Source organism: Peribacillus sp. TH14, from assembly GCF_016651145.1.
In the GTDB taxonomy this organism is placed as follows: Bacteria; Bacillota; Bacilli; order Bacillales; family DSM-1321; genus Peribacillus; species Peribacillus butanolivorans.
On the sequence record NZ_JAEKEK010000001.1, the window covers coordinates 4,087,277 to 4,100,065 of the forward strand.

13 protein-coding genes are annotated in these 12,789 nt (G+C 38.6%); all 13 read left to right on the forward strand.

Annotation, left to right across the window (positions count from 1 at the left end; all coding sequences use genetic code 11):
- Positions 1-10: 10 nt before the first annotated feature.
- The 13 genes from mtrB to JFU50_RS19995 all read left to right on the forward strand — a co-directional run bounded on the left by mtrB (position 11) and on the right by JFU50_RS19995 (position 12,776).
- Positions 11-259 (forward strand): trp RNA-binding attenuation protein MtrB, encoded by a 249-nt coding sequence (mtrB, locus tag JFU50_RS19935; RefSeq protein WP_053346782.1) that lies wholly within the window; start codon positions 11-13, stop codon positions 257-259.
- Positions 260-509: 250 nt separating this feature from the next.
- A complete protein-coding gene (locus JFU50_RS19940; RefSeq protein WP_201185642.1) occupies positions 510-1,340 on the forward strand; it encodes a heptaprenyl diphosphate synthase component 1 in 831 nt (276 codons plus the stop codon).
- 3 nt (positions 1,341-1,343) lie between these two features.
- Positions 1,344-2,060, forward strand: coding sequence for a demethylmenaquinone methyltransferase (locus tag JFU50_RS19945; RefSeq protein WP_201223780.1), 717 nt, complete (start codon positions 1,344-1,346; stop codon positions 2,058-2,060).
- 28 nt (positions 2,061-2,088) lie between these two features.
- Positions 2,089-3,051 carry a heptaprenyl diphosphate synthase component II gene (gene hepT, locus JFU50_RS19950; RefSeq protein WP_201185639.1) on the forward strand — a complete coding sequence of 321 codons (963 nt, stop codon included), beginning with the start codon at positions 2,089-2,091 and terminating at the stop codon, positions 3,049-3,051.
- A 96-nt stretch (positions 3,052-3,147) separates the two neighbouring features.
- Complete coding sequence (ndk, locus tag JFU50_RS19955) at positions 3,148-3,594, forward strand: nucleoside-diphosphate kinase (protein ID WP_034308008.1); 447 nt, start codon at positions 3,148-3,150, stop codon at positions 3,592-3,594.
- A gap of 183 nt (positions 3,595-3,777) precedes the next feature.
- On the forward strand, positions 3,778-4,551 hold the full coding sequence (locus JFU50_RS19960; RefSeq protein WP_201223781.1) for a CheR family methyltransferase: 774 nt from the start codon (positions 3,778-3,780) through the stop codon (positions 4,549-4,551).
- Positions 4,552-4,798: 247 nt separating this feature from the next.
- A complete protein-coding gene (gene aroC / locus JFU50_RS19965) occupies positions 4,799-5,971 on the forward strand; it encodes a chorismate synthase (RefSeq protein ID WP_053346777.1) in 1,173 nt (390 codons plus the stop codon).
- 3 nt (positions 5,972-5,974) lie between these two features.
- The gene (gene aroB, locus JFU50_RS19970) at positions 5,975-7,054 is read left to right on the forward strand and encodes a 3-dehydroquinate synthase (protein ID WP_053346776.1); all 1,080 of its coding nucleotides are present in this window, start codon (positions 5,975-5,977) and stop codon (positions 7,052-7,054) included.
- A 25-nt stretch (positions 7,055-7,079) separates the two neighbouring features.
- Complete coding sequence (gene aroH, locus JFU50_RS19975) at positions 7,080-7,448, forward strand: chorismate mutase (protein WP_309557864.1); 369 nt, start codon at positions 7,080-7,082, stop codon at positions 7,446-7,448.
- 83 nt (positions 7,449-7,531) lie between these two features.
- Positions 7,532-8,644 (forward strand): histidinol-phosphate transaminase, encoded by a 1,113-nt coding sequence (gene hisC, locus JFU50_RS19980; RefSeq protein ID WP_201185635.1) that lies wholly within the window; start codon positions 7,532-7,534, stop codon positions 8,642-8,644.
- 47 nt (positions 8,645-8,691) lie between these two features.
- Entirely contained in the window at positions 8,692-9,795 is a 1,104-nt protein-coding gene (locus JFU50_RS19985) for a prephenate dehydrogenase (RefSeq protein ID WP_201223782.1), read from the forward strand.
- Between the two features lie 26 nt (positions 9,796-9,821).
- Entirely contained in the window at positions 9,822-11,108 is a 1,287-nt protein-coding gene (gene aroA, locus JFU50_RS19990; RefSeq protein ID WP_201185633.1) for a 3-phosphoshikimate 1-carboxyvinyltransferase, read from the forward strand.
- 396 nt (positions 11,109-11,504) lie between these two features.
- The gene (locus JFU50_RS19995; protein WP_201185632.1) at positions 11,505-12,776 is read left to right on the forward strand and encodes a tetratricopeptide repeat protein; all 1,272 of its coding nucleotides are present in this window, start codon (positions 11,505-11,507) and stop codon (positions 12,774-12,776) included.
- Positions 12,777-12,789 lie beyond the last annotated feature (13 nt).

The window sequence follows — 12,789 nt, forward strand, 5'->3', positions numbered from 1 at the left end:
GGGTTAGAAAATGAATGAAAAAAAGATCTTGAATGATTTTGTGGTAATTAAAGCTATTGAGGATAGTGTAAATGTCATCGGTTTAACTAGAGGAACGGATACTAAGTTTCATCACTCTGAAAAACTCGATTCAGGGGAAGTGATGATCGCACAATTCACAGAGCACACTTCTGCGATTAAAATAAGAGGACATGCAAAGATTTATACTCCATTCGGTGAGGTTGAAAGTGATTCGAAAAAGAATCCTTCTGACAAGTAAAATCTTGTCCCTAATTGGTTATGTTTTAAATCAATCACCTGATATCGCGTTTTAACAAGCTGTAAATTTCCCGCATCCATTTTTTTGAATGAACATAAGACGATGGTTTCCTTATTTATGGAAGTTTCATTTTATAAACGTTGTCCATTTCATCTGATTGTTTTTATGGTATAATAATGTGTATTTTCACAGACAGAAACCAATATGTATGAAAAAAAATTATCTTTCGGGGATGCAAGGGTGATCTCAATTGTTAAACATAACGAACGACTTAAGGCAATTAAAACAATTAATAGAAACCAAAGCTCAACATCCATATTTATTGAAATATATTCAAAAGCCAAGCTTAGACGACGATAAACTGTTATTGCTTTGGGGATTGTTTAACGATTTGGACGTTTTAAGCGAAGAACGGAATCAATACATTATTTCAACTATGCTAGTGCAAATAGCTCTTGATACCCATGAAATAGTGTCAAATTCGGGCGAAGGAATAGAGTTGCCTGAGGAATTGAAAAATCGGCAATTACAAGTACTTGCTGGTGATTATTATAGTGGCTTATACTATCAAGGGCTTGCCGGTGTTGGTAATGTTGAGATGATTCGTATACTATCAAGCGCCATAAAAAAAATAAATGATCATAAAATCATTCTTTATCAACAACGGTCCATTAAGGATGTTCCAACGCTTATAACGACAATTAAAGCGATCGAGGCTTCGCTGATTTATAAATTGGCTGATTATTATAATCAACCTGCCTGGATTGACATTTCAGAAGACCTGCTTCTTTTGAATCGGCTGCATGCTGAGATGAGAAACTATCTAAAGTCAGGCCAATCGGTAGTTTTTGATGTCTTAAGAGACATATCTTTTGATGATTCGAATAGTAATGATGTTCTAACTTCAGAAAAGGAAGCACAGGTACGGACTCAATTTGATAAGTGTCTGAGGGATGCCAGGCAATCCGTAAAGCTTTCGATGCAGAAGCTAGTAACTAAGAATGACGATTTACTTCAAAGAGTAAACGTAATCTTGAAACAAACAGAGAGTGAAGCAATTTCTTACGTGAAAGAAGGGTGAGTCATGGAGCAGTCTAAAGAGCAAAAAGTTCATCATGTTTTTGAAAAGATTTACGGTAATTATGACAAGATGAATTCCCTCATCAGCTTTAAGCAGCATCTTAAATGGCGGAAGGCTACAATGGCTATAATGAAAGTCCCAAAAGGCGCCCATGCACTTGATGTATGCTGTGGAACAGCGGACTGGACCATTGCCCTTGCTAATGAAGTAGGACCTGAAGGAAAGGTTGTTGGTCTGGATTTTAGTAAAAATATGCTGAAAATCGGCGAACAAAAGGTGAATGAACTCAAGTTAGATCAAGTTTCTCTAATGCATGGGAATGCAATGGAACTTCCTTTTGAGGATAATAGCTTTGATTATGTCACAATCGGTTTCGGGCTGCGGAATGTTCCTGATTACATGCAAGTACTCAAAGAGTTAAACCGTGTTGTCAAGCCGGATGGAATGGTTGTTTGCCTCGATACCTCACAGCCAACAATGCTTGGATTTAAACAGGGCTATTACTTTTATTTCCGTTTCATAATGCCCGTGTTTGGCAAACTATTCGCTAAAAGCTATAACGAATATTCATGGCTGCAGGAATCGGCGCGCGATTTCCCGGGCATGAAAAAGCTTGAAAGTATGTTCAAACAGGCAGGAATGGAAAATGTCAGTTACAAGGCCCATTTCGGTGGTGTTGCAGCAACACATTTCGGGTACAAGCCTTCAAATAAAGCATAATAGCAATGGACAAAGCTGGGTGAAATGTATGAAATTTAAAATGATGTATTCCTTTTTGAATACAGATTTGCAATTAATAGAAAAAGAACTAGAAGCCGCAATTGAAGCAGACTCCACTGTTTTAAGGGAAGCTTCACTGCATTTACTGCAATCCGGCGGAAAACGAATTCGTCCGGTATTCGTCCTTTTGGGTGCGAAGTTTGGCGATTATGATATTCATGTCGTAAAGCATGTTGCAGCAACATTGGAACTAATCCATACTGCTTCTCTCGTACACGATGATGTTGTTGATGATGCGGACTTACGCAGGGGATCTGCAACTATAAAATCAAAATGGGATAATCGTGTCGCCATGTATACAGGCGACTTCATTTTTGCACGGGCACTAGAAATGATGGCAGTAATTGAGTCGCCGCTTGCGCATCAAATTCTCGCGGATACTATGGTTGAACTATGCCTTGGAGAAATCGAGCAAATTAAAGATAAATACAATTTTAATCAAAATTGGCGGATTTATTTCCGAAGAATCAAACGAAAGACAGCATTACTCATTGCTTCTAGCTGCCAGTTGGGAGCTATTTCAGCGGGTGTCGATGAGAAAATTCATCAAAAGCTATTTAAATTTGGTTATTATGTCGGGATGTCATATCAAATTACTGATGATATCTTGGATTTTACTGCTTCGGAAGAGGAACTTGGGAAACCGGCTGGAAGCGATTTGATTCAAGGAAACATTACTTTACCAGTATTGATTGCGATGGAAGATCCAAAGTTGAAAAGGCTTATCGAAACAGTTCGGGAAGATACGTCTAAAGACGAAATGATCCATATCATCAATGCTATCAAATCTTCAGGCGCCATTGAGCAAGCTGCTAGAATCAGTGACATGTATTTAGAAAAAGCTTTTTCAGAGTTGAAAGGTCTTCCTGCTATTAAGGCAAGGAAAACATTATCTGATATAGCGAAAAATATCGGAAAAAGAAAGTTTTAGGACTTGGAGTTGCGAAACTCATCAAACAATGGTAATATTCTAAAAGGATTGCCTTATATAGGCAAATAACAATGATACATATTAGGAGTGACAATTATGGAAAGAACATTTTTAATGGTAAAGCCTGACGGCGTTCAACGTAATTTAATCGGTGAAATCGTTTCCCGCTTTGAAAAGAAAGGCTTCCTTCTAGCAGGAGCAAAATTAATGGTTATCTCTCAAGAACTAGCTGAGCAACATTATGGTGAGCACAAAGAACGTCCTTTCTTTGGCGAATTAGTGGACTTCATCACTTCAGGTCCTGTCTTCGCAATGGTTTGGGAAGGTGAAAATGTAATCGCAACTGCACGTCAAATGATGGGCGCTACTAATCCTAAAGATGCAGCAGCAGCTACAATTCGTGGAGATTTTGCAGTAACTGTAGGCAAAAACATCATTCACGGATCAGATTCAGCTGAAAGTGCTGTTCGTGAAATCGGTTTATTCTTCAAAGAAGAAGAACTTGTTGAATATTCTAAACTAGTTAACGAGTGGGTTTATTAATAGTTAGTTAATAAATTTTAAAAAAGCGGGTTCTGTCGCCCTTATGCGATAGTACCTGCTTTTTTTTTTTAAATTCTTGACAATTTTAACTGTCACTGGTCGTAAAAACTGTTTTTTTAAGAATTTTCAGCCCTTTCCGATATATAAAGAGAAGAACTACTTAAAACAAAGGGAGTTGTAGGTATGCCTCAAGAATATGAAGAGTTTATTCGAAAAATCAAAATGTTGACAGGCATTGATTTGTCATTATATAAGGAAGGACAAATGAAACGGCGCCTCACTTCTCTTTATGAAAAAAGAGGTTATCACTCATTTCGTGAATATTATAAAGACATTCAAACAAGACCCAACGTTTTAAATGAATTTTTAGACAGAATGACAATTAATGTTTCAGAGTTTTATCGAAACGCGAAAAGATGGGAAGTATTGGAGAAAAAAATTCTTCCCTCTTTATTAGAAAGCCAAAAAAGGTTGAAAATATGGAGCGCAGCCTGTTCAACTGGTGAAGAACCGTACACGATTGCAATGATTTTATCCAATCTTGTTCCCTTAAGCCAGATAGAGATACTAGCGACGGATTTAGATGAGAATGTATTAGCACGTGCGAAATTGGGAGTTTACCCTGAGCGTTCCTTGAATGAAGTACCTGCTGATATAAAAAAGCAATACTTTATAAAAGAAGAGGATTTTTATCGCGTTGATGATGAAATTAAGCGAAGAGTCACATTTAAGAAACATAATCTTCTTGCAGATCGATTTGATCAAGAATTTGACTTAGTCGTATGCAGGAATGTTTTAATTTACTTCACTGAAGATGCCAAAAGTCTTTTATATGATAAATTCAGTGCGTCATTGAAAAGTGGGGGAGTGTTTTTTGTAGGAAGTACAGAGCAAATATTTAATCCCGGAAAATATGAGTTTGAAACGATTGACACATTTTTTTATAAAAAAAGGTAAATAGTATACAAGGGCTGATAATGCATTCAGTCCTTTTTCGTTTTACTTGCTATAAAAAAACAGAGACTGTATGTCTATGATAAGAGAGATTAAACTATATCGAAAATGTTGAAGAACATGTAAAATAAAATGAAAAGTGAATAAATTCAAACAACAAAGGTTTTTACGTTTTACATATACCCACATTTCATAAAATTGTGGTATATTGATACATATACACTTTAAAGTGCTAAAAGGGGGCTGGAAGATGAGATATTTAACAGCGGGAGAATCACATGGTCCGCAGCTGACTACTATTATTGAGGGATTACCGGCAGGGATGCCGATTACGAATGAGGATATTAATGAAGAGTTAGGACGCCGGCAAAAAGGGCATGGTCGTGGACGAAGAATGCAGATTGAGAAAGATCAGGCTTTTATATCTTCGGGAATCAGACATGGCTACACACTAGGGTCACCGGTTGCTTTAGTTGTTGAGAATGACGACTGGAAACATTGGACTAAAATTATGGGAAGTGAAGGACTTTCAGAGGAAGAAGCTGAGGAGATCAAACGTAAAATTACTCGTCCTCGTCCTGGTCATGCAGATTTGAACGGCGGTATTAAATATGGGCATCGTGATTTAAGAAACGTATTGGAACGTTCATCAGCCCGTGAAACGACTGTAAGGGTTGCTGCCGGTGCTGTCGCTAAAAAGTTATTGTCGTTATTGGGGATTGAAGTGGCATCACACGTATTGGAAATTGGTGGAATAAAGGCTGAACCACCACAATATGAAACAATTCAGCAATTACAGCAAGTTACGGAAGAATCTTCAGTCAGATGTTTTGATAAAAACGTAGAGCAGCAGATGAAAGATGCAATTGATGAAGCGAAACAAAAAGGGGATTCGATTGGCGGCATCGTTGAAGTCATTGTAGAAGGAATGCCAGTGGGCGTAGGAAGTTATGTTCATTATGACCGTAAACTAGATGCAAAGCTTGCAGCAGCGATTATGAGTATTAATGCGTTTAAAGGGGTAGAAATAGGTCTTGGGTTTGAAGCGGCCCACCGTTTTGGCAGTGATGTTCATGATGAAATTGCTTGGGACAAAGAAAATGGTTATTACCGTAAAACCAATCGCCTTGGCGGTTTTGAAGGCGGTATGACAACTGGAATGCCTATTATTGTTCGTGGCGTTATGAAGCCAATTCCTACTTTATATAAGCCGTTGAAAAGTGTTGATATTGATACAAAGGAAGTATTTGAAGCAAGTGTCGAACGTTCCGATAGCTGTGCAGTTCCTGCTGCTGCTGTTGTTGCCGAGGCTGTAGTAGCTTGGGAACTTGCAGCAGCGATTGTTGATCAATTCCCTTCAGATCGTTATGAGCAATTGGCAGAATACATGAACTCTTATCGGGAAGAAGTAAAGGAGTTTTAAACTATGGAATCCATGCAAATAAAAACGGCTTCCAAGCAGTATCCAGTTTTAATTGGTAAACAGGCGATTAACGAGCTTCCCGATTTTATAACCCATGAATTAAATCAACTAAATAAGATTTTGATTATAACCGATGAGAAAGTAGCTGAACTTCATTTACAAACTGTGAAAAAAGCTCTGATTAAGACGGGAAAACCGGTCCTGCACTATGTTGTACCGGAAGGAGAGCATGCTAAAACGTTTGAAGTGTTTTATGAATGCCAAAGCTATTGCTTATCTCAACAACTTAATCGCAAGTCATTGATTATCGCCCTTGGTGGTGGTGCAGTCGGTGATCTGGCTGGATTTGTTGCGGCTACTTTTATGAGAGGGATTCCATTTATCCAGGTTCCGACGACTCTGCTCGCCCATGATAGTGCTGTGGGCGGCAAAGTTGCCATCAATCACCCTCTTGGAAAAAATATGATTGGGGCCTTTCATCAGCCAGAAGCAGTCATATATGATCTTGAATTTTTGCAGACTCTCCCACTTCAAGAATTACGGTCGGGTTTTGCTGAAGTCATTAAACATTCCTTGATAGCAGATAAAGAGTTTTATCGATGGTTAAAGTCGAATATTGTTGATTTGAATAATATAACAGATGAGCAATTTTTAACGATGATTACAAAAGGTATTGGCATAAAAGCGTCCATTGTCGAAGAAGATGAAAAAGAAATGGGGATTCGTGCTTTTTTAAATTTCGGTCATACACTTGGACATGCTGTGGAAGGCTCTATGGGATATGGAAACTTTACGCATGGTGAATCCATTTTAATCGGGATGGTATATGCTCTTAAATTAAGCAGCAGAGAACAGGGTCTTGATTTTAAACTTGACGAGTTTATTAATTGGGTATCTTCTTTAGGTTATCAAACAACCATTCCTTTACAACTTGAAAAAGAAACCTTACTTAATTTAATGAAAACAGACAAAAAATCAATCAATGAAGGTGCTACCTTTGTCTTGCTTAAACAATTGGGGTCTCCATTATTAATGGATATAGCCGACTCTGTGCTGATAGAGGAAATGATTGAAATGAAATAAAATACAGGAAATGGAGGAACTGTGTGTGATAAGAGGAATAAGGGGCGCAACAACAGTAGAGAAGGACACAGAAATGGAAGTGATTGCTGCTGTTGAGCAGTTGATGGCAGAAATCATTCGGGTCAACGAGATTGATCCTGATATGGTTGCCTCTGTATTTTTTTCTGCAACGGATGAGATACGCTCTGTCTTTCCAGCCAAAGCCCTACGTAAATTTGAGGGTTGGACATATGTGCCAGTAACGTGCATGCAAGAAATACCAGTAAGCAACTCCCTTCCATCTTGTATACGGGTAATGATTCATGTAAATACAACAAAATCTCAAAAAGAGATACAACATGTTTATCAAGCAGGAGCTGTCGTATTGCGGCCGGATTTGACAAATAATATATAAGATATGATTTTAGGAAAAAGAATATGATATACTATTCTCACACTTTCTTACTTTAAAGTGATAAAAATATAGAGGTGAATGACATGAAGTGGAATGATGCGGTCCTTTCCTTGAAGTCTTATCAACCTGGGAAATCAACCGATGAAGTAAAAAAAATGTACGGTCTTGAAAAAATCACAAAATTAGCTTCAAATGAAAATCCTTTTGGTTGTTCTGAAAAGGTCAGAGAAAGCGTTAAGAACGCAACCCATTCTTTTGCTATCTATCCGGATGGATATGCAACATTGCTTAGAGAAGCTGTTGCAAAGCATACAGGTGTAAAAGAAACACAGCTTATTTTTGGAAATGGGTCTGATGAGAACATTCAAATCATTTCTAGAAGCCTATTGGGAGCTGGTAAAAACACCGTCATGGCAACAGGCACTTTTTCGCAGTATCGCCATAATGCTACACTTGAAGGCGCGGAAATCAGAGAAGTTCCTCATATTGACGGAGCACATGATTTAGAAGGTATGTTAAAAGCGATAGATGAGAACACTGCTGTTGTCTGGGTTTGTACACCTAATAATCCAACAGGAAAATACATTCCGGAACAGGATTTATTAACATTCATTGAAAAGGTACCGAATGATGTTCTTGTCGTATTGGATGAAGCCTATTGTGAATATGCAGTGGCTGAGGATTACCCGAAAACAAATCAATGGATCAATAAATTTAAGAATTTGATTATACTTCGCACATTTTCAAAAATTTATGGTCTTGCCAGCTTTAGGGTCGGGTACGGATTGGCAGATGATGATATTATTCAGAAGCTCGACCCATCCCGAGAACCATTCAATGTCAATACTTTCGCACAAAAGATTGCTATTGTTGCTCTGGAAGATCAAGCTTTTATTGAAAAGTGTAATACTGAGAACCAAAAAGGACTCAAACAATATTATGAGTTTTGCAGTAAGGAAAATCTAGCTTATTACCCATCACAAGGTAATTTTATTTTCATACATTTCAAACAGGATGCGGATGTAGTATTTCAATATTTGCTAGAGCGTGGATACATTGCAAGGTCTGGAAAATCGTTCGGTTTCCCGAACAGTCTGCGTGTAACGATTGGTTCAACAGAAGAAAATGAAGGAATGATTAACGCTATCAAATCTTTCTTAAATGAAGGTGCTACGCCTTCTAATTCCCTTCTTTAATCGTTTCAGCAAGCATAGAGGAGCAAAAAGAAGCGGGGGAGAGAAGTGTGAAGGGAAAGGTTTTTGTAATAGGTCTAGGTCTAATTGGTGGATCTTTGGCCATGGCTGTACGCCATGCACATCCTGAAGCTGTGATTGTTGGAATGGATCTAAGCGAAAAGAATATTCAACTATCAAGGCTACTGGGAATCATTGATGATTCAGTATCTTCTCTTGAAGCGGGAGCGTGTGACGCTGACTTAATTCTGCTGGCAGTTCCCGTAAATGAAACCGTCCAGATTTTAGCGAAATTAGCTGAGTTGGATTTGAAAAGGGATGTCCTCATTTCTGATGCGGGAAGTACAAAGGATAAAGTCGTAAATGCGGCAAGACCATTGATAGATAAAGGTGTGGCCTTCATCGGTGGTCACCCAATGGCTGGGTCTCATAAAAGCGGTGCAGGGGCTGCCAAACTGCATTTATTTGAGAATGCGTTTTATTTACTTACTCCAGATGAAACTGTAGAAGAAGGTAAAATAGAGCAGTTAAAAGAATGGTTAATTGGCACAAGAGCGAACTTTTTGGTAGTAACACCTAGTACCCACGATAGACTGACAGGAGTAATCAGCCATTTTCCACATATTGTTGCTTCCGGGTTGGTTAAACAGGCAGAGACATATAGTAAGGAAAATGAGCTGATCTCTAGACTTGCAGCTGGAGGATTCCGAGACATTACGAGAATTGCCTCAAGCAGTCCGGAAATGTGGCGTGACATTTTGTTACATAATCGTGATGTGTTACTGGTATTAATGAATGATTGGCTGAAGGAAATGGAGAATGTCAAAGAGCTTGTAGAAAATGAAGATAGTGAAGAGATTCTGCGTTTCTTTAAGGATGCAAAGACTTTTAGAGATGATTTGCCAACGCATGCGAAAGGCGCCATCCCTGCCTTTTATGATTTATATATTGATGTACCGGATTATGCTGGTGTAATTTCTGAAATTACCGGATATTTGGCTCAAGAAGGAATCAGTTTAACAAACATAAGAATTATTGAAACTAGGGAAGAAATATACGGTGTTCTAGTTATCAGCTTCCAAACGGATGTAGACCGTATTAAAGCATCGGAATGCATTTCAAGACATACAGAATATGAAACAATTCTGGCATAATAAAATAATAGTCGAAGGATGATTGTATGAATACAAAAAGTTTAAAAACGAACATTCAATCATTACGTGGTGCGATTGCTGTACCAGGAGATAAGTCTATCTCCCATCGTTCGATTATGTTCGGAGCCCTTGCCGAGGGTGAAACGACAGTTACTAATTTTCTGCCTGGAGCAGATTGTTTAAGTACTATTTCCTGTTTTAAACAGCTTGGAGTAAACATTGAACAAGATGGGCAGCAAGTCCGTATTGAAGGCAAAGGTTTTAATGGTTTGACGGAACCACGTGAAGTACTTGATGTCGGAAATTCTGGTACTACGATCAGATTAATGATGGGTATTTTGGCTGGACAGGATTTTTCGGCTGTGTTAGTAGGTGACGAATCAATAGCTAAACGCCCGATGACGCGAGTAGTGAATCCTCTCAGTCAGATGGGAGCACACATTGATGGCCGGAAAGGAGCCGAATACACGCCGCTTTTCATAAGGGGTGGCCAATTACAAGGGTTTCGCTATAAATTGCCTGTGGCAAGCGCACAAGTCAAATCAGCTATACTCCTTGCAGGCTTGCAGGCAGAAGGGGAGACAATCATTGTCGAACCGGAAGAGACTCGTGATCATACGGAACGAATGATCAAGCAGTTTGGCGGGGAAATCGAAAAAGACGGTCAAACGATAAAAGTAAAAGGCAACCAAGTGTTCAAAGGAACCAATATTCATGTGCCGGGAGATATTTCTTCTGCAGCGTTCTTTATGGTGGCTGCTGCAATTACAGAAAATAGTGAAATTGTTCTGAAGAATGTGGGCCTTAATTCGACAAGAACAGGTATCATCGAAGTTATGAAAGCGATGGGGGCAGATATAACGGTCGAGAAGAAATCGAGTGAAGGTGAACCGGCAGGCGATATTACTGTCAGAAGCTCTCGTTTAAAAGGAACAACGATCAGCGGTGATCTAATTCCGCGCCTAATCGATGAGATACCAGTTATTGCACTTTTGGCCACCCAGGCGGAAGGAATAACGACGATCAAGGACGCAGCAGAGCTTAAAGTGAAGGAGACCAATCGAATTGATACGGTAGCCAACGAGCTTTCCATCCTTGGAGCGGATATAACGCCGACTGTAGACGGTTTAATTATCAAGGGACGAAAAGCACTAAATGGTGGCACGGTTACAAGCCATGGAGACCACCGTATTGGGATGATGCTGGCTGTAGCGGCATTGATCACAGATGGGAAAGTGGAACTTGAGGATCCGGATGCAATTGATGTCTCATATCCACAATTTTTTGAGCATTTGACTCATTTAATACAGTAAAGATTTAAAGAAGTTTGCAGACCTTATTAGAGTCTGCAGACTTTTTTATATTTTTTTTTTCTTAGATTAATCTCTCGAAATTGTTGTAAGCGCTATCATTATAGCCTCTTTTCTAATAATAACTCCTTAGAATTATAAAAAAGGTGATTATCACCAAAAAGGAGATTTACCTTTGTATGGAGAATTAACTATTAACCTTTTTTTAATAAGAATGGGGGGAGAATTTCATCAATGGAATACAGGGCTGCAGTATGGTAAACTAATGAATACTGTTTTTACTATGCACCTCACGATTAGATGCAACATTTTGTACTTTATGGAAGAGAATATAACACTATCACGTGAGAGTGTTTGTCTAGAGACTAAGTTTATTATGCAAAAAGGAAGGAAGCAGCAATGAACACAGTAGATCAAGTTATTCAGCATTTAAAAAAAGGGGAATTAACAGAGGCTCTTAAACATATAAATCGAATTAAATCATCAGAGTCAGCCGAGGACATTTTGATTCTGGCTGAAGAAATGCTCCAGCTTGGTTTTGTAGAGGAGGCAAAAGATCTTTTTGAGCATCTACTAGAACTATATCCTGATGAAGGAGAATTGATTGTTTCATTAGCTGAAATTTTGATTGATATGGATCAAGAAGATGAAGCGATGTTAATGCTTGAAAAAGTAAGTGTAGATGATGAAGTATATCCAAGTGCATTGCTTTTGGAAGCAGACCTTTATCAATTACAGGGGATGGATGAGGTCAGTGAACGAAAATTGTTGCAGGCAAAGGGAATACTACCAGATGAGATCATCATTGATTTTGCACTAGGTGAACTGTTCTATCACCAAGGAAGAGACCAGGAAGCCATTGCAAATTACATAAAGGTTTTGGAACAGGAACAAGAAATTGCTGGAGTTAATGTCAATCAACGACTAGCTGAAGCATTAAGCAGCTCTGGGAAGTTTGAGGAGGCCCTTCCGTACTTTGAAAAGGCTCTAAATGACGGGCTCGAAATAAATACGTTATTTGAGTATGCATTTACAGCTTTTCAAGCAGGTCTTTATGAAACCGCCGTGCGTAAGTTTATCGAATTGAAGGAATTGGATCATGAATATCATTCCCTATATTTATACTTGGCCAAGAGTTATGAACATCTTGAAGATTTGGAAAATGCTTTGAAAACGGTCAAAGAAGGTATCAAGGCTGATGAATTCAATAAGGAGCTTTATTTCTTCGGTGGTAAAATAGCCTTAAAAAGCGGACTCGATAGTGAAGCAGAAAATTTATTCAAAGAGGCTCTTGCCATTGATCCCGGCTATTTGGAAGCTGCACTTACTCTTTTGAAACTGTATATGCACCACGAAAGATATGAAGATATCTTAGAGTGTATTGGCGAGGTTAGAAGATACGGTGAGGATGATCCGCAGTTTGAATGGATAGCTGCCGTATGTTATCAACACACCGAACAATTTAAAGAGTCATTAACCTGCTATCATAAAGCATATAATTCATTCAAGAACAATCCAGACTTTCTTGAAAACTATGGTTTCTTTTTAATTGAAGAAGGAGACAGAACCACATCTAGAGAAGTATTTAATAAGCTGCTTGAGCTAAACCCAGCAAACGATGAGTATGTGATGATTTTGGAACGGCTTGGCGAAAGTCCAGAGGAATTGTAGATAAGAGAAAATA

Bases quoted from the DNA above. Each gene is read 5' to 3' on its own strand.
- mtrB (WP_053346782.1), top strand. From the start codon at position 11: ATGAATGAAAAAAAGATCTTGAATGATTTTGTGGTAATTAAAGCTATT.
- JFU50_RS19945 (WP_201223780.1), top strand. From the start codon at position 1,344: ATGGAGCAGTCTAAAGAGCAAAAAGTTCATCATGTTTTTGAAAAGATT.
- hepT (WP_201185639.1), top strand. From the start codon at position 2,089: ATGAAATTTAAAATGATGTATTCCTTTTTGAATACAGATTTGCAATTA.
- ndk (WP_034308008.1), top strand. From the start codon at position 3,148: ATGGAAAGAACATTTTTAATGGTAAAGCCTGACGGCGTTCAACGTAAT.
- JFU50_RS19960 (WP_201223781.1), top strand. From the start codon at position 3,778: ATGCCTCAAGAATATGAAGAGTTTATTCGAAAAATCAAAATGTTGACA.
- aroC (WP_053346777.1), top strand. From the start codon at position 4,799: ATGAGATATTTAACAGCGGGAGAATCACATGGTCCGCAGCTGACTACT.
- aroB (WP_053346776.1), top strand. From the start codon at position 5,975: ATGGAATCCATGCAAATAAAAACGGCTTCCAAGCAGTATCCAGTTTTA.
- hisC (WP_201185635.1), top strand. From the start codon at position 7,532: ATGAAGTGGAATGATGCGGTCCTTTCCTTGAAGTCTTATCAACCTGGG.
- aroA (WP_201185633.1), top strand. From the start codon at position 9,822: ATGAATACAAAAAGTTTAAAAACGAACATTCAATCATTACGTGGTGCG.
- JFU50_RS19995 (WP_201185632.1), top strand. From the start codon at position 11,505: ATGAACACAGTAGATCAAGTTATTCAGCATTTAAAAAAAGGGGAATTA.